This is a genomic window from Archangium violaceum Cb vi76 (genome assembly GCF_000733295.1).
Lineage (GTDB): Bacteria > Myxococcota > Myxococcia > Myxococcales > Myxococcaceae > Archangium > Archangium violaceum.
Genome location: NZ_JPMI01000300.1, coordinates 36,599 through 59,087, shown reverse-complemented (window position 1 = coordinate 59,087; position 22,489 = coordinate 36,599). Strand labels below are relative to the sequence as shown.

Below are 22,489 nucleotides of genomic sequence, written 5' to 3'. Positions count from 1 at the left end.
GAGGCATGAAGAATCAGCTCAAGACCCTCCTGCTGCTCGGGGTGTTGTCGGTGGTGCTCATCGGCATCGGCGCCGCGTTGGGAAAGGGATTCCTCATTGGCGCGCTGGTGCTGTCACTGGCGATGAACCTGGGGGCCTATTTCTACTCGGACAAGCTGGTGCTGAGCATGCACGGGGCGCAGGAGGTGAGCCCCCGGGAAGCACCGGGTCTGCACCGGATGGTGGAGGAGCTGTCGGCGCGGGCGGGCATCCCCAAGCCGCGCGTCTTCCTGATGAACGAGGCGCAGCCGAACGCCTTCGCGACGGGCCGTGACCCGGAGCACGGCGTGGTGGCGGTGACGGCGGGCATCCTGGAGGTGCTCGACGAGCGGGAGCTGCGCGGCGTGCTGGCGCACGAGCTGGCGCACATCAAGAATCGGGACATCCTGGTGTCCACCATCGCGGCGGCGGTGGCCTCGGCGGTGACGTACATGGCGCACGCGGTGGGCCTGTTCGGCTCGATGTTCCTCGGCCGGGACGAGGATGGGGAGGAGGGCCTCTCTCCGCTGCAGACGCTGGCACTGGCGCTGGTGGCGCCCCTCGCGGCCACGGTCATCCAGATGGGCATCTCGCGCTCGCGCGAGTACCTGGCGGACCAGACGGGCGGGGAGATCTCCGGTGACCCCGAGGCGCTGGCGAGCGCGCTGCGCAAGCTCGAGGCCGGGGCGATGGCGCTGCCGGTGGAGGGGCGTCCGGCCACGGCGAGCCTGTTCATCGTGAGCCCCTTCGCGGGGATGCAGAACATCCTGTCGCTGTTCTCGACGCATCCCCGGACGGAGGAGCGCGTGCGTCGGCTGCTCGATCAGTCCAGGCGGATGCCCGCCGCCCGGGGCTGGAGCGGGAGCGCCCTGCCCTTCGCCCGCTGACGGCCACAGCCCCTTCACAAAGAAAGACAATCCTCCATGGACATACCAAGTATAGGCAGCCCCGCCCTATGGGCGGGGTTCATCGTGTTCGTGCTGTTGATGCTGGCGCTGGACCTGGGGGTCTTCCACCGGCATACGCACGAGGTGAAGTTCAAGGAAGCGCTGACGTGGAGCGGGGTGTGGATCTCGCTGGCGCTGGTGTTCAACCTGGGCATCTGGTGGAAGTTCGGGCCCACGCCGGGGATGCAGTTCCTCACCGGCTATCTGATCGAGAAGTCGCTGTCGATCGACAACATCTTCGTCTTCGTCGTCATCTTCTCGGCGCTGAAGATTCCGTCGCTGTACCAGCACCGGGTGTTGTTCTGGGGAATCCTGAGCGCGCTGGTGTTGCGCGCGGTGATGATCTTCGCCGGCGTGGCGATGCTGCAGCGCTTCCACTGGCTCATCTACGTCTTCGGCGCGTTCCTCATCCTCACGGGCGTGAAGCTCTTCGTGCAGCGCAACAAGGAGGAGCACCCGGAGGACGGCGCCGTCATGAAGCTGGCGAGGCGCGTCATCCCCTCCACGCCGCGCTTCGACAAGGATCACTTCTTCACGGTGGAGAATGGCAAGAAGCTGGCCACGCCGCTGTTCATGGCGCTGGTGCTGGTGGAGCTGACGGACGTGCTCTTCGCGCTGGACTCCATCCCGGCGATCTTCGCGGTGACGACGGATCCGTTCCTGGTCTTCACCTCGAACATCTTCGCCATCCTGGGCCTGCGCTCGCTCTTCTTCGTGCTGGCGGGGGCGGTGGAGAAGTTCTCCTACCTGAAGGTGGGCCTGTCCGCGGTGCTGGTATTCGTGGGCGCGAAGATGGCGCTGATCGACGTGATGAAGGTGCCGCCCGCGGTCTCGCTGGTGGTCATCACGCTGCTGCTGGGAGGCTCCATCGTGGCCTCGCTGCTGAAGGCGCGGGCGCAGGAACGGGCCGAGGCGCACAAGGCCCTGGCCTCGCGGGAGCAGCCGGCTCCCGCGGCGGAGTGAACTCCGGGGCCGGCCCGGAAAACACAAAGGCCGTGAGCCCCTCGGGACTCACGGCCTCTGTGTTTGTGGGCGCACCAGGATTCGAACCTGGGACCCCTGCCGTGTGAAGGCAGTGCTCTACCGCTGAGCTATGCGCCCCGATCGCGGTGAAGTCGGGAGTCGTCGGTGTGGGCGCACCAGGATTCGAACCTGGGACCCCTGCCGTGTGAAGGCAGTGCTCTACCGCTGAGCTATGCGCCCCCGACGAAGCGACGGGTGGGTAGATGCCACCCGCCGTGTTCCCTGTCAACGGCTATTCTCGCGCGATTTCTTCCAGCCGCTCGTCCAGCTCGCGCAGCCGGCGCTTGAGGCCGGAGAGCTTCTTGCCCACGGCCTTGAAGTCGCTCCGGGTCGCGAAGCTCAGCGCCCGCATCAGCTCCTCCTGGCCCCGGTCCAGCGCCTGCTTGCCCCGCTGCACGGAGCCGAGCGCCTGGGCGACCGCCATGGCCCGCTTCTCGTCGGCCAGCAGCTTCTCCATGGCCATCTGCGACACGCCCAGCGCCTGCTTCTTCAGGTTGCGGCGAATGCTCATGACTGCCTTGCCCCCCACGGGCACTCACGGCCCGTCCACGTACTCCGTCTTGAGCGCGGAGAAGACGCGATCCGCGATGCCCTTGAACCGCAGGCGCTCGATGAGTTGCTGCAGGTCCCCCTTCACCGCGATGCGCCGCCGCAGCACCGCCTCCACGGGATCCAACTGCCCCTGCAGCAGCTGCTTCCACACCGTGTAGGGCGCCCGCGCCAGGTAGGCCGGATCCAGCTCGTCCAGGTCGTCTGGATCATCCAGCACGCGCAGCTTCTCGATGCGGCCGCCGCGCGGCACCAGGTGCGCCACGAAGGTCCGAGCCAGCTTGCCCGGCTCCGCGTCGACGATGATCCCGATCTCTCCCTGCCACCCCTGGGCGGCGAACGAGCTCTCCGGATCCGCGTTCACCAGCCGTACAGCCTCCTCACACCACTCCTTCGACGGGAACGTGGCCATGCCGCCGCCTACCCCCTACGGAAGATGCTCTTGACCTTGGAGAACAACCCGCTGCCCTCCTGGTGGGACGACGGCGAGGACGCCGCCTGCTCGGCCTTCAGGGCTCGCTCCTCGGCCACCCGCGCCAGCTCCTTCTTGAGCAGCTCGGGCGTGTCCCGCGTGGCCAGCTCGATCCGCCGGGGGCCGCCCGGCTCCTCGACCATGACCTGAAGCAGGCACTCCTCGTTGAGCCGAAAATCGATCTTCCGTCCCGCGGACTCCGCCGGCACCCGGAGCGTCCCCAGGTACTCGTTGTCCACCATCAGGTCGCTGTCGCCCTGGAAGATGTCCATCTCGATGAAGGGCGCGCCCGGATCCTTCGGAGGAGGCAGCCGGAAGCTCTTCACCAGCGGGATGATGGAGTTCTTCTCGATGACCCGGCGCACGCGCCCGTTGGGCAGCGCGTAACCGATGGGCATGGACACCGCGTCCAGCAGCGTCACCGAGTCGATGGTGCCCAGCGAGTCCGCCAGCAGCGCGGCGCCCAGGGCCACGCACTCGTCCGGGTGCACGCCCTTGCGCGGCGGCTTGCCGAAGTGCTCTTGAATCCGCTGCTGCACCAGCGGCATGCGGCTCTGCCCGCCCACCAGGATGATCTCGTCGATCTCCGAGCGGTTGATGCCCTTCTCCGCCAGCACCCGGTCGCAGATCTCGAACGTGCGGTCCACCAGATCCATGGTGAGCGCGTTGAGGTTCTCGCGCGTCAGGGGGGTCCGCAGGTCCAACGGCTTGCCCTTGCGCTCCTCGATGTAGGGCAGATCGATGACCACGTTGGGGATGAGCGTCAGATCGATCTTCGCCGCCTCGGCGGCGTTCTTGATGCGCTGCATGGCGATGGGGCTCTGCGAGAGGTCGACCTTGGTCTCCTCCCAGAACTTCTCGAGCACGTAGTCCATCACCCGGTTGTCGAAGTCGACGCCGCCCAGGAAGGTGTCGCCACCGGTGGCCAGCACCTCGAAGACGTTGCCCGTCAGGTGCAGCACCGAGACGTCGAAGGTGCCACCGCCCAGGTCGTACACGAGGATCTTCTGATCCAACCCGCGGTTGAAGCCGTAGGCGAGCGCCGCGGCGGTGGGCTCGTTGACGATGCGCTTGACGTTGAAGCCCGCGAGCTTGCCGGCCTCCTTCACCGCCTGGCGCTGGCTGTCCGTGTAGTACGCCGGCACGGAGATGACGGCCTCGTCGATGGGGCCGCCCAGGAACTGCTCGGCGATCGTCTTGAGCTGCTTGAGGATGAAGCTGGAGACCTCGGGCAGCGTGTACATGCGCCCGCCCAGCGTCACCGCGGCTTCCCCGTCCGGGGCCTCGACGATGTCGTACTTGAAGTAGCCCTTGAGGTCGTCGACGACGCGCGACTGGTACTTGCGCCCGATGAGGCGCTTGGTCCCGTAGAGCGTGTTCTTCGGGTTGGTGACCATCTGATCCTTGGCCACACCACCGACCAACAGCTCGCCCTTGCCGGAGAGCGCCACCACCGAGGGGAGGATCAGATTGCCGCGATCCGTGGGGACGATCTTCGGGATGCGGTTCTTCACGGACGCGACCAGTGTGTTGGTCGTTCCCAGATCAATCCCGATGATGCGAGGTCTGTCCGCCATGGTGGAGCACTACCTGTATCACGTCAGGAGCCGGGTTGCGCAGTTCTCGTCTCCACGATCAGCCGGTCGTAGGGCGCCTCCTCACCTACCGGCAACTCCTCGACGAAGCGGGAGAGCCGGAGGACCGCCCGCTCGCCCCCTCGCAGGACGGCGGAGATCGGGTAGCACAACGCCAGCTCATCCTTGGCCCTCGTGGCCGCCACGTAGAAGAGCCGGCGCTCCTCTTCCTCCTCGTCTGGCGTCCGAGCGGCCCCGGGCAGCGGGAAGCGGCCCTCGGCCAGCGAGATGACGAAAACCGCCTGCCATTCCAACCCCTTGGACTGGTGCACCGTGGACAGTGTGAGGCTCTCGGCCGGAGGCTCTCCCGTTGCCTCACGGGCCGAGAATTCGGCCACCAGCGCGATCTCCGACAGGAAGCGCGGCAGCTCCTCGAAGCGCCCGGCGAACTCCGCCAGCTGCCGGATGTCGTCCTCGCGCCGCTCCTCTTCCGGGAACTCCGTCCGCAGGTACTCGCCGTAGCCTCCCGCCAGCACGTCTTGGATCATCTGCCCCGGTGTCAAATTGGACCCAGGGGTACCCAGCCGCTCCAGGAGTTGGATCAGCCGGGCGAAGCTGGCGGCGGCCTTCCGGGGGAGCTCGGCCTGGACCTCGGGACGGGCCAGCCCCTCCACGAGGGACAGCTCCGGCGGCAGGGCGAGCAGCACCTCCCAGAGGAGCTCCGCCGTGGCCGGACCGATACCGGGCACCAGCTTGAAGACGCGCTTGAGGGCCAGCTCGTCCCGCGGGTTGCCCACCAGCCGCAGGTGGGCGAGCACGTCCTTCACGTGGATCTGCTCGAAGAAGCGCACCCCCGAGCGCACCCGGAAGGGGATGCCCCGGCGGACCAGCTCCAGTTGCAGCTCGATGGAGTGGCTGTGAGCGCGGTAGAGCACGGCCATCTGCTCCAGGGGCATGCCCCCGTCGCGCAGCTCGAGCACCCGCTGGGCCACGAAGGCGGCTTGCTGATCCAGGTCCAGGGTGCACGCGAGCACCGGCACCGGCCCCGGGGGCCGCGAGGAGATGAGCTGCTTGGAGAACTGACGCTGGTTGAGCGAGATGGAGGCGTTGGCCAGCCGGAGGATCTCCGGCGTCGAGCGGTAGTTGCGGGTGAGCGGGTAGATGCCGCAGCCCGGGTAGCGCTTGGGGAAGTCGATGATGTTGGTGAAGTCCGCGCCCCGGAAGCTGTAGATGGACTGGCAGTCGTCACCCACCACGGTGAGGTTGCGGCGCTCGCCGGCGAGCAGATCCACGAGCTCGCCCTGCAGCCGGTTGGTGTCCTGGTACTCGTCCACCAGCACGCAGTGGAAGCGCTGCACGAGCTGCTCGCGGATGATGGGGTTGTCCACGAGCAGCCGCTTGAGCATCACCAGCAGATCATCGAAGTCCATCAGGTGCATGCGCCCCTTGCGCTCGGCGAAGCGGCGGGCCACCGCGAGCACGTCCTCGGCCACGGGGAGGAACTGCGGCCGGCGCTCCACCAGCACCTCGGCCACCGACAACTGCAGGTTGGCGGCCATGGAGATCATGTCCAACACCACCTCGGCCTTGGGGAAGCGGCGCTCGCGGGGCAGCTTGCGCTCGGCGATGCACGAGGACATCAGGTCGCGCGCGTCCTCGCGATCCAGCACCGTGAAGTCGCGGGAGAAGCCGATGGCCCCCGCGTGCTGGCGCAGCAGCACGTGCGCCGCGTGGTGGAAGGTGCCGCTCAGCAGCTTGCGCACGTCCGCGAAGGCCCCGGTCAGCTCCTCCACCCGCCGCGTCATCTCCCGCGCGGCCCTGTTGGTGAAGGTGAGCAGCAGCACGCCCTCGGGAGGAATGCCCCGCTCCAGCAGCCGCGCCACCCGGAACGTCAGCGTGCGCGTCTTGCCCGAGCCCGCCCCGGCGATGACCAGCGCCGGCCCCTCCCCCGCCTCCACCGCCAGCAACTGCTCCTCGTTGAGCAGCCGCTCATAGTCGATCCGCGGCGCGGGAGTCGCCGTCGCGGCCTTCAGCATGTACGTGCGGGTGGCCATGTACGGCTCACTCTACTGGTCGGTCTGACCTGGCGGATCGGGTGGGTCTCCCCCTCAGGAGAATACCTGTTCAGTGGGTCTGGAGCGCCGTGAGCCGGGACGCGGCCTCGGCGCGGATCTCCGGGGAGGGATCCCTCTGCCGGGCCACCTCGAGCAGCAGCGGCGCCAGCTTCGGCAGCTTCGCGCCCACCGCGCGCAGGGCCTCGCGGCGCTCGGACACGGCGCTCTCCAGGCGCTCACGCACCGCGTCGTCACCACAGGTGCGCGCCCCGGGCGAACGCTCGCGCAACAGCAGCTCCGCGTCCGCCAGCCGCGCCTCCGACAGCTTCACCGCCTCCGTGGCCGTCAGCGCGAAGCCGTCCAGATCCTCGGGGAACTCGGTGTTCGTCTTCCGGGCCCGGGCGATCGCCTCGGACGCGATGCGCGCGTTGTGCACCGCCGAGCACAACTGCCGCGCCGCCGCCAGGGGGACGTTGCCCTCGGAGGAGATGGACTCCTCGCGCGCCACCCGCAGCGCCCACAGCGCGAGCTGCCGCGCCGCCACCGCCGCCGAGAAGGACTGGCGCCGCTCCTCACGCAGCTGCACCCAGCGCCGCAGCACCACCGGATCCGGATCCTCCGGCATGAAGGCCCGCTGGTACTCGGTGGCCGCCTCGCCCAGCCGGCCCGAGAGATCCAACAACGCCGCCATGGACAGGTACAGCTCCGGGCTGCCCGCCTTCTCGCGCAGCGACTCCAGCCGCACCGCCACCTCGTAGTCCGCCACCGGCTTCGGCAGCGCGCTCAGCACCGTCCGCAGGCCGTCCAGCGCCCGCTGCCGCACGAGCGGATTGCGCCCCGCGCGGAAGGTCTCCAGCAGAGGATCCACCGCCTTCACCGACACGTGCTGGCCCAGCTCCTCCGCCGCCTGCCACCGATCCATCGGGTCCGGCGACACCAGCGCGGCCCGCAGATCCTCGAGGCTCCGCAGGTAGTGTCCGACCTGCGCGGACTGGGCCAGGGGCTCGGGGCTGAGCAGCGCCACGCGCTCGGCACGGGCCCGGGCCAGACGCGCCGGGAAGTCCTTCAGCTTCACCCCCAGCGGGTGCCCCGCGACTCGCGCCTCCGCCTCCTCCAACAGCCCCGAGACGAGCAGCCCCTCCACCTCCAGCTCCAGCAGCTTCACCTTCGCCTGCTCGCGGTAGCGCCCCGCCGGGAAGTCCCGCAGATACGCGAAGAGCAGCCCCGCCCCCGCCGTCTCCGCCCGGGCGAAGCTCTCGTCATCCAGCCGGGATTCCACCTGGAGCCGGCGCGGATCATCCGGCGACTCGCGCAGGTACTCGCGCAGCTGCTGCGTGTCCTTCGTCGTGGACAGCTCCTTCAGCTCCGCTTCCCTCAGGAGCCGCTGCGCCTCCTCGCGCTGCGCCCCATCCGGATGGTCCCGCAGGAACTGCCGCAGCGCCGCCGCCGTGCCCGCCTCCTTCGCCGCGTTGAAACGCAGGCCCTCCAGCAACGCCCGGGCCGCCCGCGCCTGCGGCACATCCGGGTTCGCCTCCAGGAAACGCTTGTAGGCCAGCACCGTGTGGAGCTTCGAGGCCTCCTCGAACTCCAGCTCGATGACACGCACCTCGGCGGCCTCGGCGTCGTCGCCCTCCGGGTACTCGCGCAGGAACGCGCGCCAGGCCTCCAACGTGTCTGCGTCTCGCGCCCGCTGGTACGCACGGGGCGCGCCACAGCCGGCCAGCAACAACACCAGGGAGAGGGCTCGGAGCTTGCGCATCACCCCAGGATTACCACCACGTCTCCGGGTGAAAAAACCGGCGTTTCTCGCTCGCCTGGCTGGGTAGGTTTTTTGACGACACCCCCTGTCCGCCCCACCATCCGGGCGTGGACTCGCTACAGGGAGGTCGCGACATGAGGCTCTGCGTGCTGCTCGCCGGACTGCTGGTGATGACCGGATGTGCCGCCACCGGAAGGCCCATGGGTGGGAGCGTCATCGCCGCGAGCTACCGCTACAGCCCGCTGACCCCCGCCGCCGCGCCCAAGGCGCCGCTGAGCGTGACCGCCGCTCCGCCCGCCGCCTCGCCTGCCCCCCGCAAGCAGGTGCGTCCTCCCCCGCCCGCCGCCAGCCGCGAGAACGTGCTCGCCACCGCGAGGGAGCTCGTGGGCAACCGCAAGGTGAAGGTGGCCGGGCGCACCTGGCCGGATGACTGCACCGGCTTCGTCGAGGGCGTGTATGCGCGGGCCGGCGTCTCCTTCCGCGGCTCCGGGGTGGCCGGGGACAATGGCGTCACCGCGATCTACCGCTACGCCCGGGACCATGGCCGCGTGTTCACCCGGGGCAAGCCGAAGCCGGGAGACCTGGTGTTCTTCCGGGAGACCTATGACCAGAACCGCGACGGGCGCCGCAACGACGGGCTGACCCACGTGGGGCTGGTGGACGAGGTCGCCAGCGATGGCACTGTCGTCGTCATCCACCGGGTGAAGCGAGGCGTGGTGCGCTACCGGATGAACCTCGCGAAGCCGAGCCTGCGGAGGGATCCGCGCACGGGCGAGGTGCTCAACGACATGCTGCGGGTGCCCGGGGCCACGAAGATGCCCGTGCTCACCGGCCAGTTGTTCGCGTCCTACGGCTCCGTGCTGCCCGACCCCAAGCCCGCGAAGCCCACGAAGGCCGCGGCCGTGGCCCGGCGGTAGAAGGCAAGGCCATGACGCCCCTCGAATGGAGTGACGGGATTCTTCCCTACGCTCCGCTCTCGACGCTCAAGCCGCTCTCCGACGGCATCTGGTGGGTGGATGGGCCCGTCATCAAGATGAGCTATGGCCCGGTCTCCCTGCCGTTTCCCACGCGCATGGCGATCATCCGTCTGCGCTCGGGCGGCTTGTGGATCTGGTCTCCCACGGCTCCGACACCAGAACTGTTCGCGGAGATCGATGCGCTCGGGCACGTCGAGCACCTCGTCTCGCCGAACAGGTTCCATTACGCGGCCATCCCGGCCTGGAAGAAGCGCTATCCGCGTGCGACAGCCTGGGCGTCTCCAGGAGTTCGTGAGCGCGCTCGCTCGCAGAACATCGATGTCCCGTTCGATGCCGATCTCGACGACAACGCGCCCTCGTCATGGGCGGACGACATCGACCAGCTCGTCTTCAGGGGCAGCCGCTTCATGGAAGAGGTCGTGTTCTTCCACAAGGCGTCCTCGACCCTGATCCTGGCGGATCTGGTCATGGCCCTCGAACGAGAGCGTGTCCGGCCACACCTGCGTTGGCTGCTCGCGCTCGGCGGCACCCTGTGGCCGGGACACACGCCGAGCGAGGTGCGGGTGACGTCCTGGGGCCGCAGACCGCGGGCGCGCGCCTGCTACCAGCAGATGATGGCATGGCGGCCTCGCCGGGCGCTCTTCGCCCATGGCCGCCTCTACCTCGATGATGCGGCAGCCCAGCTCGAGCGCGCGTTCGCCTGGATGCGTTGACGCGCGACGAGCCGGACCCCCTGCCCTCGCGCCTCACGCCAGACGGGCGAGCGCCTCCTTGTGGAAGTCCTGCAGCTCGTCGTGGCGATCCTCGCGCACCTTCCGGGCCCACTGCGGATCCGCCAGGAGCGCGCGGCCCACCGCCACGAGATCGAACTCGTCCCGCTCCAGACGGCGCAGCAGGTTGTCGAGCGACGCGGGCTTGGAGCTCTCGCCCCGGAACGCCGCCGTGAACTCACCGCTCAGCCCCACCGAGCCCACCGTGATCGTCGGCTTGCCGGTGAGCTTCTTGGCCCAGCCCGCGAAGTTGAGCTCCGAGCCCTCGAACTCGGGCTCCCAGAACCGGCGCTGCGAGCAGTGCAGGATGTCCGTGCCCGCCTCGACGAGCGGCGTGAGCCAGGACTCCATCTCCTTGGGCGTCTGGGCGAGCTTGACGGTGAAGTCCTGCTGCTTCCACTGGGACAGGCGCAGGATGATGGCCATGTCCTTGCCCACCGCGGCGCGGATGGACTTCACCACCTCGGCCGCGAAGCGCGAGCGCTCGGCGAGGGTGGCGCCCCCGAAGGCGTCGGTCCGCACGTTCGTGCCGGCCCAGAAGAACTGGTCGATCAAATAGCCGTGCGCACCGTGGATCTCGACCACGTCGAAGCCCAGCCGCTTCGCGTCCGCCGCCGCCTGGCCGAAGGCGGAGATGGTGTCGGCGATGGCCTCGTCCGTCATGGGCTCGGTGAACTTCTTTCCCGGGGAGGACAGGCCGGAGGGCGCGTCCACCGGAGGCGGCGCGACCCAGGTACTCATGGGGTTGCGCGCCGAGCCCACGTGCCAGAGCTGGGGGCCCATCTTCCCGCCCGCGGCGTGCACCTCGTCGATGACACGCTTCCAACCCGCCAGCGCCTGCTCGCCGTGGAAGTCGGGCACGTTGGGGTCGTTCTTGGCCGAGGGCCGCTTCACCACCGTCCCCTCCGAGAGGATGAGGCCCACGTCGTTCTCGGCCCGGCGGCGGTAGTACGCGGCGACATCGGGCGTGGGGACGCCGCCCGGCGAGAACGAGCGCGTCATGGGCGCCATGACGATGCGGTTCTTCAGCGTCAGCGACTGATGGGTGAAGGGGCGGAACAGGGCGTCTGCGGCCATCTGGGGGGGCACTCCGGGGGGGTGATGCGTTCAGAAGCGGCTGATTAACCCCGCCACTCCCCGTGGGCATTTAGAAGTGGTGATGACGGCAATCAGCGGAACCACAACTCGGAGTGCATGACAGTCGCAAGGAGGGCTCGTTGTTCCCCGTGGACGGCTGGGGGATCCTCCCAGGGCGCCGTTCCCTCCCTCGCGTGCCTCCCAAGGAGCCGCCACCGATGTCGCTGAGTACCGTTGCCAAGAAGGCCCTGCCGTGGCTCGCGTTCGCCCTGGCGATCGCCGCCCTCGGCTACTCGTGGAACTGGGCCCTCGCGAAGGCGACCGAGCGCCACCGGGTCCACAATGCGTTCACCACCGGCACCACGAAGTACATCCTCGGCCTGTGCCCGAGCACCCCGCTCGTGAACGACATGCCCTCCTGGGCCAGCGACATGCGCACGCGCTGCCAGGTGAAACAGCCCGCCTGGGGCATCGCGGACAACGGCACCGCCCGCCCCGAGCTCGACCTCGAGAACAGCTCGACGTGGGAATCCATCCAGCTGCTCTCCAAGCTCGTGCTGGAGATCTCCCCGGGCAAGCTGCTGTCCCTCCTGTCGCTGGTGGTCATCTCGCTGGCCGGAGTCCTCGGCCTGCAGCGGCGGGGCTTCCTGGGCCGCCAGGGTCTCACCCTGCGCGTTGCCCGTGGCGCCGCGCTGTCCATGCTCGCCATCGTCATGTTCGCCCTGAGCGTCTCGCTCATGCTGCTCGACGAGCAGGAGACGCTGACGATGTGCCAGATCACCGGCAGCACCTACGCCAACCTGCTCTCCATCGACGCGCGCTGCTCCCAGCAGACCATGCTGCTGCGCGACACCCAGGCGATGCTCGCGCAGAAGAAGGACGAGCTGGATGCCCGCTCCCGGGAGCTGGAGGACCTCAAGCAGGAGATCGCCTCGCTGGGCGCGATGCGGGACGCGCTGGGCTCGTTCAAGACGGAGCTGAAGAGCCAGAGCGAGAGCACCCAGCAGCTCATCATGGCCGTCACCGGCGCCACGCTCGAGGGCATCAGCAAGGCGGTGGATCCGCTCCAGAAGGACGTGAAGGGGCTGGATGCGGCGCTCAAGACGGACCTGACGGACTTCAAGACCGGTCTGCGCGGCGAGCTCCAGGGGGACCTGAAGGCCCTGGTGCGGAGCGAGCTGAAAGCGGCCCTGCGGGAGGAGGCGCTCGAGGACCTCATCCGGAGGGAGGTGCGGGCGGCGGTGCGGGAGGACGTCCGAGCGGTGGTGCGCGGAGAGCTTCAGGAGTCGCTGAAGCCGGTCCTGGCGGTGAGCCACGTGTCCGCGCCAGCGCCCAGGCAGGCGGAGCCCCCCTCCACCCGGAAGCCCCCGGAGCCCGCCCCCAAGCCCAAGAAGACGACGAGCAACACCGTCTCCGCCAAGTCCTCCGCTCCCGAGACCAAGAAGTCCTCCGCGCCAGTCCAGAACAAGCGCTGAAGGTCTTCTGGGCTATGACAGGCCCATGGGCGCCCTCCAACTCCTGCGCCAGAACCGGCCGTTCCGCTCCCTCTGGTCCGCGCGAGTCATCTCCTTCGCCGGGGATTCGCTCAGTCTGGTCGCGCTCATGCTCCATGTCGCCAGCACCACGGGACAGGCCCTCGCCGTCTCCCTGCTGCTGCTCGCCGGTGACCTCGCTCCCGCCTTGTTCAGCCCGCTCACCGGTGCCATCAGCGACCGGTTCGACCTCAAACGGGTGATGATCTCCTGCGAGTTGCTCCAGGGGCTGCTGCTCCTCCTCATCGCGCTCGCGATGCCTCCCCTGCCCCTGTTGCTGGTGTTGGTGGCGGCCCGTGCGATCGCCGGACATGTCTTCCTGCCCGCCTCCCGCGCGGCGGTGCCCGCCCTGGTGCCCGGTGACTCGCTGGAAGCCGCGAACTCCACCCTCGGGTTCGGAACCAATGCCTCCGAGGCCCTCGGGCCGCTCCTCGCGGCGGCGCTGTTTCCCCTCGTGGGCATCCGCGGAGTACTCCTCGTCGATGCCGCGTCGTTCCTCGTGTCGGCGGCACTGCTCGCTTCGCTTCCGTCCCTCCCTCCCGCGTCCTCCGGGGAGCGGGAACGGCCTTCACTCCTCCACGATGCCAGGCTCGGCCTCGGTTACATCCTGTCGGCCCCCGCCGTCCGGGTCATCGCCCTGGGTTTCTTCGCCATCGTCTTGTTCAACGGCGTCGATGATGTCGCCCTCGTGGTCCTGGCCAAGGAGACGCTCCGCGCCGGTGACTCGGCCGTCGGGCTCCTCCTGGGCGCTGTCGGTCTGGGGCTGCTGGCCGGTTATGCGCTGCTGGCGCGATACGGCTCGCGGGCGTCGATGGTGGTGATGTTGCTGCTCGGATTCGCCGTGAGCAGCATCGGCAACCTCCTCACCGGGCTGGCCTGGGCCGTCTCCGCCGCGTTCTCCATGCAGGCCGTGCGCGGAGCCGGCATCGCGGCCATGGACGTCGCCACCAACACCCTGCTCCAGCGCCTCGTCCCTCCCGAGCTGCTCGGCCGCGTTTTTGGCAATCTCTACGGCGCCATTGGCGTCGCCGCCGCGCTGTCCTATGTCGGCGGCGGGTTGTTGCTCGATGCCACCTCCGCTCCGGTGACGTTGATGGTGGCTGGTATTGGAGGCACGGTGGCCACCCTCGTCACGGGGCTCGCGCTCCCGGCCGCGATTCGCAAGAGCAGCCGCGGGTGACGACCCTCACCCCTGCCCTCTCCCAGAGGGAGAGGGAGCATGCTGGAGCTCCGAGAGCATCTCCCGGGCCTGGCTGAAGTCCTCGTCCAGGGTCAACGCCCGCTCGAAACACTCCCGCGCCCGCGCATCCTGTTGCAGGCGCACGTGGCACATGCCCTGGTTGTAGTACGTGCCGGGCGCCTCGCCGTACTGCCGCAGCGAGTGCTCGAAGAACGTCAGGGCCTCCGCCGGGCGCTCCATCACGTACAGCAGCATCCCCAGGTGGTAGGCCAGATCGTCCTGCTCCCCGCCGATCGGATAGTCCGCCTCCCACACCTGTTGGATCGCCCAGCACACCTCCTGCCGGAGTGGCTCGTCCGCGGCCTCGGCCCGCGGCAGCAACGAGGGGAAGATCGCCATCAGCAGGCCAGAGTCCCAGCCACTCCAGCGCAGGAGCGCCAGGAGTTCCTCCAGCGTCATCTCCTCGTGGTACTGCTCCATCCGCCCGAGCAGCGTGGCGTAGTCGTCTGGCCCCGAGCGCTCGATGGCCTCCTCGTACGCCAGCTCCGTCTCGCCATATCCGTCCGGCGGCTGGCCCAGGAGGAAGGCCCCCACGTGCAGGCTCACGTGACGGTGGATGGGCCGCAGCACCTGCCCGTCCCGGAGGCGGAAGTACCGGCCAATGGCGTCGTAGTTCACCATCAGCGAGAAAGCCCCCCCGTGCCGCACCAGGCTCACCCCGGACGAGCGATCGCTCAGCTCGTCCTGGCTGGCGTGGCCCTTGTCCCCGGAGAGCAACAGCAGGCGGCCTCCCGAGAGCCGTTGCAGCCGGCGCAGGCACCGCAGCGCGGTGGAGGGGAACAGGAACGTCGCGTCGCCCAGCCGCTCCCGGTAGTCCTCCAGGATGCCGTCCAGTTCCGCGTCTCCGTAGCGGGCACCCCGCACCTCATGGTCCTCGAAGGACACCGCCGCCTGCTCCAGGAAGTCCTCCGCCTCCACCTCGGGCCCGGGACCCGGTGAGGACACCGAGACGAGACACTCGTGGAGCACGCCGTCATGCACGGAGAAGGCGTCCTGCGGAATGCTGTCGAAGAAGTAGTTGGCCACCACCGCCAGCGGATTCGCCACCGTGCCCGGCGCCAGCACGGTGCCACCGCGGCGGAGCACCAGTTGCTCATCGTGCTCGGCGTCGAAGCGGGCCACGTCCAGCAGGCCCTCGTCCAGGAAGGGCTGGAGCCGGGGATGGGACAGCCAGAACTCGAGGTTGCGCTCGGGCAGGTCCGTCATCACGTACCGGAAGGGCACGTCCCGCAGCCGCGAGCGCGCGTGCAACCGGCGGAAGGCCTCCAGGAAGTGGAAGGCGAAGCGCCCCGACCCGGCTCCGAGCTCGATGAGATGGAAGGGCTGGCCCGATTCCCTCGGGGAAGCCGCGCACCAGTCCCGCATCCATCCGAGCACCACCTGCGCATAGGCCCGGCCGATGACGGGGTTGCTGGTGATGAAACCCGGCAGGAGTCCCCGGCGCCAGGCCTCGACTCCCTGCCGCTCGTAGAAGGCCCGCTGGCAGCTCCACAGCAGCGAGCGCGACAGGCGTTGATTGTGCTCGAGGACGAATCCGGACGGCTCCACCCCAGGCACCGTCCCACCTGGGGTGGAGAGCGTCAAGCCACTACGACGACGAGGGCACCCGGGCCGTGCGATCCCACGCCGCCCGCTGCGTGTTCCTCAGGAACCGCCAGAAGCCCACGACGATCGCCAGGTTCATGGTCACGAAGTAGTACGCCACCGACGCCACCCGGCGCGCGGGCCCCTTCAGCAGCCCCTTCTTCCCCAGGTACGCCAACCCGTAGAACAGCACCTGCCCCGCCAGCGTCAGCTTGTAGAACGGGCTGCTCACCAGGAAGAGGTTGGCCACCAGCGCCAGCGCCATCAGCGCCGGGGCGCACCAGCGCAGCAGCTTGTGCGACCAGAACGCGAACGCCGGGAAGCCCGACAGCGGAGAGAGCAGCCCCGGCACCATCCTCAGGCTCTGGAAGTTGCCCGCCGCGATGCGCGCCCGCCGCCCGAACTCCTTGCCGTAATCCTCCGTCGTCTCCTCGTGCGCCACCGCCTCGGGCTCGTAGACCACCTTGTAGCCCTTCTCGAGGATGCGCAGCGGAATCACGAAGTCGTCCACGATCGTCGCCGGGGGCAGCGCGTTGAACAGCGAGCGCCGGATGGCGTACAGGCCTCCGTTCGCCCCCACCACCGCGCCCCGCTTGCCCTCGTAGAACTTGATGAGCGACTCGTACGTCCAGTACGTGCTCTCCTCGTACTCGGCCTTCGTCGGGTTGTAGAGCCGCAGCTGCCCGCACACCACCCCCACCTCGGGGTTCTCGAAGTGCCGCACCAGCCGCTTCACCGCTTCCGGCTCGATCATCGTGTTCGCATCCGAGAGCAGCACGATGTCGCCCTTGGCCATCGGGATGCACCGGTTGAGCACCGACGTCTTGCCCCCGCGCGGCGCCGCCGACAGCCGCACCCGCTCGTCCGTGCACCGCAACACCCGCTCATCCGTCCCGTCCGTCGAGCCGTCCGAGCCGATCAGCACCTCGAAGCGCCCCGCCGGATAGTCCAGCGCCAGACTGTTGCGCAGCTTCTCGTCGATGCAGCTCGCCTCGTTGTAGGCCGCCACCACCAGGCTCACCCGGGGCAGCTCGCTCGCCTGCTGCTCCTCGCGGCGCCGGTCCGCCCCCGAGCGCATGTAGCGCACGTTGTGCAGCACCTGCGCCACCCCATCCAGGGCGAACAGCACCACCGGGTAGAGAAAGTATGTGTGCACCAACAGAACCGCGGCACACCAGAACACCAGCTCCGCCATCACCCCTGCCTCCCCGACCATCCACGCATGTTGACTCGGGTCAGGCCAAAGCAAGGCTCGTACCGCGGTCCGGAGCGGACCCTGTCCTCCAGGGTGATAGCGCAAGCACCCGGATCATCCCGAGGCGTGGGAACTTCTTTTCCCTCCCTGGGAACAGCCGGTGCCTGGCCGGGCTCAAAGCGCGGGACTTGCCTCGGTTGCGGGGCTGGCCTCGGTCGCGGGGCTGCCCTCGGGAGTGGGTGCCGGCGGGGTGTCCCCCTCGGGAGCCGGGACGACCTCGGGCGTGTCCTGGGGTTGGGGCGCGGGCGGCGTCACGGGCTCGGCCGCCTGCTTCTCCATCTCCTCGGCGTGCGCATGGAGTTGCTGGGCCAGCTCGTGCTTGGGGTTGAGGGTGATGACGGTGTCCAGCGCCGTCTTCGCCGTGGCCGCATCCTTGCGCAGCAGGGCGATACGCGCCTCCAGCATGGAGGCCCGCAGGTTGGAGTTGTCCGCCTCGCGCATGGCCACCACCGCCTTGAAGGACTGCTCGACGTTCCTCATCACGGGGTTGGCGGAGTTGAGCACGTACTCGGCCAGCGTCAGCGAACTCCAGTCCTGAAGCCCGGCCTGGGCCAGCTTCACGGCCATGCCGGGAGCATCGCCCCCACCCATGACGCCCGTCATGAGGGCCTGGGCCTTGAGCCGCGCCAGGGCGGGCGCTGGCTCCTCCTTCTCGGGAGCCGCCGCCAGCTGCTTCAACACCTGCACGGCTTCCTTGGAGAGCACCGCGGCGCGCTCCTCGAGCGGCGTCAGGGTCTGCTCCAGCTTGGACAGCTCATCCCCCCTCGTGTTGACGAGGCCCTGCCAGTTGGCGGGCGTCTGGTTCAGGCGGAGGCGGGCGATCTCGGTCTTCAGCCCCTCCACCTTCTGCCGGAGCGTGGCCACCCGGACCTGGGTGTCGTCCAGATGGGTGGCGAGCGCGATGCCCACCTCCCCCAGGAGCTCGACGCTCTGGGGGTTCGCGGCGGACAGGGCCTTCAACCGGATCAGGGCGTCCTCCTTCGACGCCGCATCGTCCCGGCGCAGCACCACCAGCGCTTCGTCCCGGGCCACCCGCGCCTCGAGCGGAATGGCGTGGGCATTCGAGCGCCAGGCTGGCGAGGTCAGGAACGCCGTCAGCAGGAGCACGAGCACGCCCCCCGCGATGAGCAGGCCCCGGCCCTTGCGGCCCGGCGCGGGAGCCTTCTTGCCGCGGCCCCCGGGGTTGTTGACGGTCTCGACCGCGTGCTCGAGCGCCTCCAGCGGCAGCTCCAGGGGCTTGGACGGCCCCGGCGGCGCTCCCGCCACGGAGGCCCTGTTCTCTTGAGCCTGAGCCGCCTCCGCTCTCAGATCATCGATCGGTCGGTTCAGCTGCTCGAGGATCTCCTCGGGAAGCTCGATGGGCGTGTGCGCGGCGACCGCCACCACGGGCTCGGCCGCGGGCACGGGCGCGGGAGGAGCCGGGACCGCGGGGGTCTCCCGGGACGGAGCCCGGAGCTGGAGGCCCGGAGGATGCGCGGCCACGGGCGGCGGCTCCATCACCGCGCCAAACACCTGCGTCGCCCCGGTGGGGGCCGGGCCCGCCGCGGGCCTGGCCACGGGAGCCATCTGCGGTTGGGAGCCGAAAGGCGGCGTCGTCGAGGCGGAGGGAGGCCGGGCCGGCTGGGGACGCGGAGCGGCCTGGGGCTCGGGCATTTCGATGTCGAGCTCCAGGAACCGCGCCGTGGAGGGAGCCGGCTGCTGAGGCTGCGGCTGCGGCACCGCGCCGAACACCTGGGTCCCCGTGGCGATGGGAGGAGCCGCACCCGCCGGAGTCTTCGCGGCCGGCGCGGGCTTCGCGGCGGGTGGCGGCTTGGCAGCGGGCGCGGGCTTCGCTGCCGCGGGCTTCGCGGCGGGTGGAGGCTTCGCGGCGGGTGGAGGCTTCGCGGCGGGCGCGGGCTTCGCTGCCGCGGGGCGGGCTTCGGGGCCGGCGCCATGGGCGGCACCTGGGGCACCGCGCCAAACACCTGCGTCGTCATGGCGGACGGCGGCGTCCCGGCGGAGGGCGCGGGCTTCGCCACGGGCGCCATGGGCGGCACCTGGGGCACCGCGCCAAACACCTGCGTCCCCGAGGTGGGCGGCGTGCCGCCCTTTTTATCGCCGTAGATCAACGTGGCGTTCAGGTTCGGCTGGGTCGCCGGGCGCGGCTGCGGCACCGCGCCAAACGCCTGAGTGGCCTGGGGAGCCGGGGCAGCCGCCGAGGCCGGCGGAGTGGCGATGAAGACGTGGCTGCAACGGGTGCACTGCACCGGTACACCCCCGGGCGGAAGCAACCGGGGGTCGAGCGCGTACTGCATCGAGCACTGGGGGCAGGCGATCTCCACACACGGTATCTACCACACGCCCTGGGGCGCTGGCGCCTACCGTAACTCCGTTGTCGCCTGGAGGGCTTCCAACCGGGCCGCGCCCACGCCCGGCACCTCCGCCACCTGTTCCCAGGACGCGAAGCGGCCCCCGGCCTCACGGGCCCGCACGAGGCGCCGGGCGAGCGAGGGCCCCACTCCGGGCACCTTCGCGAGCTCGGCCTCGGAGGCCGCGTTCAAATCCAACCGCTGCCCCAGCAGCAGGCGCTGCGCGGCGGAGGGCACGGTGCCCTCTCCGCACACCGCGACACCCTCCACCACACGCACCGCGCCGGGCTCACAGTCCAGCGCGGGCGTGGAGTCCGGCCAGCGGCCGCGTGCCAGCACGCCCAGGCCCAACAGCCCGAGCGCCGCCACCGCGAGTGCCCCCGTCCGGTTCACCGCTCAGCTCGCCGCGGGAGCCTTGTCCAGCCCGAACGCCGTGTGCAGCGCCCGGACGGCCAGCTCCGTGTACTTCGATTGGATGAGGCAGGACACCTTGATCTCCGAGGTGGAGATGAGCTGGATGTTGATGCCCTCGGCGGCGAGGATCTGGAACATCCTGGCCGCCACGCCCGAGTGGTTGCGCATGCCCACGCCCACGATGGAGACCTTGGCCACGTCGCCGTCCGTCTCCACGCTGCCGGCGTTGACCTCGCGGGCCACCCGCTCGACGACTTCCTTCGCCTTGACCAGGTCCGTCTTGCCCACCGTGAAGGACAGGTCCGTCTTGCCCTCCCGGGAGGCCGTCTGGACGATCAGGTCCACCACGATGTTCTGCGCGTCGAGCGCCCCGAAGATCCTCGCGGCCACGCCCGGCACGTCCGGCACGCCGCTGATGGCGAGCTTCGCCTCGTTCTTGTCGTAGGCGATGCCGCTGACAACCACGTTCTCCATCGACTTGTCCTCCTCACACACCAAAGTTCCCGGGTCGTCCGTGAAGGAGGACTTCACCCAGAGCGGCACCTTGTACTTCATCGCGAACTCGACCGAGCGGATCTGCAGCACCTTGGCGCCCACGCTCGCCAGGTCGAGCATCTCCTCGTAGGAGATGCGATCCAGCTTGCGCGCCGCGGGGCACACGTTGGGATCGGTCGTGTAGACGCCGTCCACGTCCGTGTAGATCTCACAGGCGTCGGCCTTGAGCGCCGCGGCGAGCGCCACCGCCGTGGTGTCCGAGCCGCCGCGTCCCAGGGTGGTGACGTTGCCCTGCTCGTCCTGGCCCTGGAAGCCGGCCACCACCACGATGTGCTTCTGTTTGAGCGCCTCGACGATCTTCTCGGCGTCGATGCGTTTGATGCGCGCCTTGGAGAAGATGCTGTCGGTGACGATCTGCACCTGGTAGCCGAGGAAGCTGGTGGCCAGGCCGCCCTGCGCCTGGATGGCCAGGGCCACGAGGCCGATGGACACCTGCTCGCCGGTGGCCACCACCACATCCTGCTCACGCTCGCTCGGCCGGTCGGTGATCTGCGAGACGAGTTTCAACAGACGGTTGGTCTCTCCGGACATCGCGGAGACGACGACCACCACGTCGTTGCCCGCTTTCTGGGCCGCGATGCAGCGGCGCGCCACGTTCTTCATCCGATCGGTATCGCCGACCGAGGTTCCGCCGTACTTCTGGACGATCAAGGCCACGTTGGCTGGTTCCTCCTGGAACGGCGCGTCAAGCTAGTGAGGTGGCCCCCCGGCTGTCAAAAGCTCCCTGAGCGGACGGGCTGCACACCGCCACCTGTTGGGGTATAGGGGTGCGCTCTTGGCCGTACCGCCGCACCCGTTGCTTGGAGCTCCCGACATGTACCGCCCCCGCCTTCTCATCGATGGTGACACCCTCCGGCTGGAGGACATCCTGCAGGTTGCCCGCAACGAGGCGATCGTCCAGCTGACGCCCGAGTCCGAGGCCTGCGTCAAGGCCTCGCGCGATCTGGTGGACCGGGTGGCCGCCGGGGACACCCCCTCCTACGGCATCAACACCGGCTTTGGCACCCTGGCCGAGGTGCGCATCGACAAGAAGGATCTGCGCGAGCTGCAGCGCAACCTGATCCTCTCGCACGCGGCGGGCGTGGGCACCCCCATGCCGCTGCCCGAGGCGCGCGCCCTGCTGCTGCTGCGGTGCAACGTGCTGGCCAAGGGCTTCTCGGGCATCCGCCTGGAGACGCTGCAGCTGGCGCTGGACATGCTGAACAAGGACGTGGTGCCGGTGGTGCCCGAGCGCGGCAGCGTGGGCGCCTCGGGAGACCTGGCGCCGCTGGCGCACCTGGCGCTCGTCTTCATCGGCGAGGGCGAGGCCTTCTACCAGGGCCAGCGGATGCCGGCCCGTCAGGCGCTGGAGCGCGCCGGGCTGAAGCCGGTGGTGCTGGAGGCCAAGGAGGGCCTGGCGCTCGTCAACGGCACGCAGGCCATGTGCGCCGTGGGCACCCTGCTCCAGCTGCGCGCCGAGTCGCTCGCCACGTTGGCGGACATCGCCGGCTCCATGACGCTGGAGGGCCTGCTGGGCAGCCACAAGCCCTTCATCCCGGAGATCCAGGACGTGCGTCCGCACGAGGGTCAGAAGGCGTGCGCGGCGCACCTGCGGACGCTGCTGGTGGGCAGTGATCTGGTGGAGACGCACATCAACTGCAGCAAGGTGCAGGACCCGTACTCGCTGCGCTGCATGCCGCAGGTGCACGGCGCGGCCCGCGAGGGACTCGCCTTCGCGCGGCGCATCCTCGAGGTCGAGGTGAACAGCGCGACGGACAACCCGCTCGTCTTCGTGGAGGGCAACCGGATCGTCTCGGGCGGCAACTTCCACGGGCAGCCCATCTCGCTGGCCATGGACGTGACGGCGATGGCGCTGACGCAGCTGTCGTCCATCAGCGAGCGGCGCGTGGAGCAGCTGGTGAACCCGGCGCTGTCCAACCTGCCGGCGTTCCTGGCGAAGAACTCGGGGTTGAACTCGGGCTTCATGATCGCCCAGGTGACGAGCGCGGCGCTGGTGGCCGAGTCGCGCGTGCTGTGCCACCCGGCCTCGGTGGACTCGATTCCGTCCTCGGCGGGCCGCGAGGACCACGTGTCCATGGGCATGACGGCGGCGCTCAAGGGCCGGCAGGTGGCGGACTTCACGCGCACGTGTCTGGCGATTGAGATCCTGGTGGCGAGCCAGGCGCTGGACTTCCGGCTGCCGGTGAAGGCGGGCCGGGGCCCGCGCGCCGCGCACGAGCTGGTGCGCAGCCGCGTGCCCACGATGGAGAAGGATCGGGAGCTCCACCGCGACATCGAGGCCGTCTGCGAGCTCATCGACTCGGGCGAGCTGTTCCGGGTGGTGCGCGCCGCCACGGCGTAG

Annotated in this window: 19 protein-coding genes, 2 tRNA genes and 1 pseudogene; 8 read left to right on the top strand and 14 right to left on the bottom strand. The window is 69.4% G+C overall.

Translation table 11 applies throughout. The annotated features are described in order from the left end of the window. Positions 1-5: 5 nt before the first annotated feature. Positions 6-905 carry a zinc metalloprotease HtpX gene (locus tag Q664_RS41555; protein WP_043409513.1) on the top strand — a complete coding sequence of 300 codons (900 nt, stop codon included), beginning with the start codon at positions 6-8 and terminating at the stop codon, positions 903-905. Between the two features lie 36 nt (positions 906-941). Then, entirely contained in the window at positions 942-1,928 is a 987-nt protein-coding gene (locus tag Q664_RS41550) for a TerC family protein (RefSeq protein WP_043409511.1), read from the top strand. Between the two features lie 66 nt (positions 1,929-1,994). Here Q664_RS41550 and Q664_RS41545 read toward each other — a convergent pair. From Q664_RS41545 to Q664_RS41515, 7 genes are all read right to left on the bottom strand, one after another. Then, positions 1,995-2,066 (bottom strand) — tRNA-Val (locus Q664_RS41545). Positions 2,067-2,096: 30 nt separating this feature from the next. Then, a tRNA-Val gene (locus tag Q664_RS41540) sits at positions 2,097-2,168 on the bottom strand. 52 nt (positions 2,169-2,220) lie between these two features. Then, on the bottom strand, positions 2,221-2,499 hold the full coding sequence (locus Q664_RS41535; protein ID WP_043409558.1) for a hypothetical protein: 279 nt from the start codon (positions 2,497-2,499) through the stop codon (positions 2,221-2,223). Between the two features lie 24 nt (positions 2,500-2,523). After that, positions 2,524-2,949: an SCP2 sterol-binding domain-containing protein gene (locus Q664_RS41530; protein WP_043409508.1), complete on the bottom strand. Its 426-nt coding sequence runs from the start codon at positions 2,947-2,949 to the stop codon at positions 2,524-2,526. 8 nt (positions 2,950-2,957) lie between these two features. Further along, complete coding sequence (locus Q664_RS41525) at positions 2,958-4,586, bottom strand: Hsp70 family protein (RefSeq protein ID WP_043409505.1); 1,629 nt, start codon at positions 4,584-4,586, stop codon at positions 2,958-2,960. Between the two features lie 23 nt (positions 4,587-4,609). After that, a complete protein-coding gene (locus tag Q664_RS41520; protein WP_052519328.1) occupies positions 4,610-6,637 on the bottom strand; it encodes an ATP-dependent helicase in 2,028 nt (675 codons plus the stop codon). Between the two features lie 70 nt (positions 6,638-6,707). Next, positions 6,708-8,396 carry a HEAT repeat domain-containing protein gene (locus Q664_RS41515; protein WP_043409502.1) on the bottom strand — a complete coding sequence of 563 codons (1,689 nt, stop codon included), beginning with the start codon at positions 8,394-8,396 and terminating at the stop codon, positions 6,708-6,710. 134 nt (positions 8,397-8,530) lie between these two features. On the opposite strand from Q664_RS41515, the gene Q664_RS41510 reads away from it, so the two are divergent. Continuing rightward, positions 8,531-9,313 carry a CHAP domain-containing protein gene (locus Q664_RS41510; RefSeq protein ID WP_043409499.1) on the top strand — a complete coding sequence of 261 codons (783 nt, stop codon included), beginning with the start codon at positions 8,531-8,533 and terminating at the stop codon, positions 9,311-9,313. An 11-nt stretch (positions 9,314-9,324) separates the two neighbouring features. Then, entirely contained in the window at positions 9,325-10,086 is a 762-nt protein-coding gene (locus Q664_RS41505; protein ID WP_043409496.1) for a DUF4336 domain-containing protein, read from the top strand. A gap of 33 nt (positions 10,087-10,119) precedes the next feature. Here Q664_RS41505 and Q664_RS41500 read toward each other — a convergent pair whose 3' ends face one another. Then, positions 10,120-11,220, bottom strand: coding sequence for an NADH:flavin oxidoreductase (locus Q664_RS41500; protein WP_043409492.1), 1,101 nt, complete (start codon positions 11,218-11,220; stop codon positions 10,120-10,122). Positions 11,221-11,438: 218 nt separating this feature from the next. Between Q664_RS41500 and Q664_RS41495 the strand changes: the two genes are divergently transcribed. Continuing rightward, entirely contained in the window at positions 11,439-12,695 is a 1,257-nt protein-coding gene (locus Q664_RS41495; protein ID WP_043409489.1) for a TetR family transcriptional regulator C-terminal domain-containing protein, read from the top strand. Positions 12,696-12,720: 25 nt separating this feature from the next. Next, complete coding sequence (locus tag Q664_RS41490) at positions 12,721-13,932, top strand: MFS transporter (protein WP_075207662.1); 1,212 nt, start codon at positions 12,721-12,723, stop codon at positions 13,930-13,932. 6 nt (positions 13,933-13,938) lie between these two features. Here Q664_RS41490 and Q664_RS41485 read toward each other — a convergent pair whose 3' ends face one another. The 3 genes from Q664_RS41485 to Q664_RS62420 form a co-directional block, all read right to left on the bottom strand. After that, entirely contained in the window at positions 13,939-15,576 is a 1,638-nt protein-coding gene (locus Q664_RS41485) for a tetratricopeptide repeat protein (protein ID WP_160174614.1), read from the bottom strand. A gap of 4 nt (positions 15,577-15,580) precedes the next feature. Beyond that, positions 15,581-16,771: a glycosyltransferase family 2 protein gene (locus Q664_RS41480; RefSeq protein ID WP_043409484.1), complete on the bottom strand. Its 1,191-nt coding sequence runs from the start codon at positions 16,769-16,771 to the stop codon at positions 15,581-15,583. Between the two features lie 174 nt (positions 16,772-16,945). Beyond that, positions 16,946-18,550, bottom strand: a complete 1,605-nt coding sequence (locus tag Q664_RS62420; RefSeq protein ID WP_268811444.1) for a hypothetical protein — start codon at positions 18,548-18,550, stop codon at positions 16,946-16,948. 213 nt (positions 18,551-18,763) lie between these two features. Between Q664_RS62420 and Q664_RS61725 the strand changes: the two genes are divergently transcribed. Next, positions 18,764-18,934, top strand: a complete 171-nt coding sequence (locus Q664_RS61725) for a hypothetical protein (protein ID WP_235217081.1) — start codon at positions 18,764-18,766, stop codon at positions 18,932-18,934. A 119-nt stretch (positions 18,935-19,053) separates the two neighbouring features. On the opposite strand, the pseudogene Q664_RS63075 reads toward Q664_RS61725, so the two are convergent. From Q664_RS63075 to Q664_RS41465, 3 genes and pseudogenes are all read right to left on the bottom strand, one after another. Beyond that, positions 19,054-19,152 (bottom strand): annotated as a pseudogene (locus tag Q664_RS63075) (zinc-ribbon domain-containing protein); the annotation flags it as partial. A 36-nt stretch (positions 19,153-19,188) separates the two neighbouring features. Continuing rightward, a complete protein-coding gene (locus tag Q664_RS41470; protein WP_043409478.1) occupies positions 19,189-19,572 on the bottom strand; it encodes a ComEA family DNA-binding protein in 384 nt (127 codons plus the stop codon). A 3-nt stretch (positions 19,573-19,575) separates the two neighbouring features. Next, positions 19,576-20,805 carry an aspartate kinase gene (locus Q664_RS41465; RefSeq protein ID WP_043409475.1) on the bottom strand — a complete coding sequence of 410 codons (1,230 nt, stop codon included), beginning with the start codon at positions 20,803-20,805 and terminating at the stop codon, positions 19,576-19,578. A gap of 157 nt (positions 20,806-20,962) precedes the next feature. Between Q664_RS41465 and hutH the strand changes: the two genes are divergently transcribed. Continuing rightward, positions 20,963-22,489 (top strand): histidine ammonia-lyase, encoded by a 1,527-nt coding sequence (gene hutH / locus Q664_RS41460; protein WP_043409472.1) that lies wholly within the window; start codon positions 20,963-20,965, stop codon positions 22,487-22,489.

Excerpts from the sequence above, each read along its gene's own strand:
- hutH (WP_043409472.1), top strand. The coding sequence starts at position 20,963 with ATGTACCGCCCCCGCCTTCTCATCGATGGTGACACCCTCCGGCTGGAG.
- Q664_RS41520 (WP_052519328.1), bottom strand. The coding sequence starts at position 6,637 with ATGGCCACCCGCACGTACATGCTGAAGGCCGCGACGGCGACTCCCGCG.
- Q664_RS41515 (WP_043409502.1), bottom strand. The coding sequence starts at position 8,396 with ATGCGCAAGCTCCGAGCCCTCTCCCTGGTGTTGTTGCTGGCCGGCTGT.
- Q664_RS41480 (WP_043409484.1), bottom strand. The coding sequence starts at position 16,771 with ATGGCGGAGCTGGTGTTCTGGTGTGCCGCGGTTCTGTTGGTGCACACA.
- Q664_RS41505 (WP_043409496.1), top strand. The coding sequence starts at position 9,325 with ATGACGCCCCTCGAATGGAGTGACGGGATTCTTCCCTACGCTCCGCTC.
- Q664_RS41490 (WP_075207662.1), top strand. The coding sequence starts at position 12,721 with ATGGGCGCCCTCCAACTCCTGCGCCAGAACCGGCCGTTCCGCTCCCTC.
- Q664_RS41530 (WP_043409508.1), bottom strand. The coding sequence starts at position 2,949 with ATGGCCACGTTCCCGTCGAAGGAGTGGTGTGAGGAGGCTGTACGGCTG.
- Q664_RS41510 (WP_043409499.1), top strand. The coding sequence starts at position 8,531 with ATGAGGCTCTGCGTGCTGCTCGCCGGACTGCTGGTGATGACCGGATGT.
- Q664_RS41525 (WP_043409505.1), bottom strand. The coding sequence starts at position 4,586 with ATGGCGGACAGACCTCGCATCATCGGGATTGATCTGGGAACGACCAAC.
- Q664_RS41535 (WP_043409558.1), bottom strand. The coding sequence starts at position 2,499 with ATGAGCATTCGCCGCAACCTGAAGAAGCAGGCGCTGGGCGTGTCGCAG.
- Q664_RS41495 (WP_043409489.1), top strand. The coding sequence starts at position 11,439 with ATGTCGCTGAGTACCGTTGCCAAGAAGGCCCTGCCGTGGCTCGCGTTC.
- Q664_RS41550 (WP_043409511.1), top strand. The coding sequence starts at position 942 with ATGGACATACCAAGTATAGGCAGCCCCGCCCTATGGGCGGGGTTCATC.
- Q664_RS41500 (WP_043409492.1), bottom strand. The coding sequence starts at position 11,220 with ATGGCCGCAGACGCCCTGTTCCGCCCCTTCACCCATCAGTCGCTGACG.
- Q664_RS41555 (WP_043409513.1), top strand. The coding sequence starts at position 6 with ATGAAGAATCAGCTCAAGACCCTCCTGCTGCTCGGGGTGTTGTCGGTG.
- Q664_RS61725 (WP_235217081.1), top strand. The coding sequence starts at position 18,764 with ATGGGCGGCACCTGGGGCACCGCGCCAAACACCTGCGTCGTCATGGCG.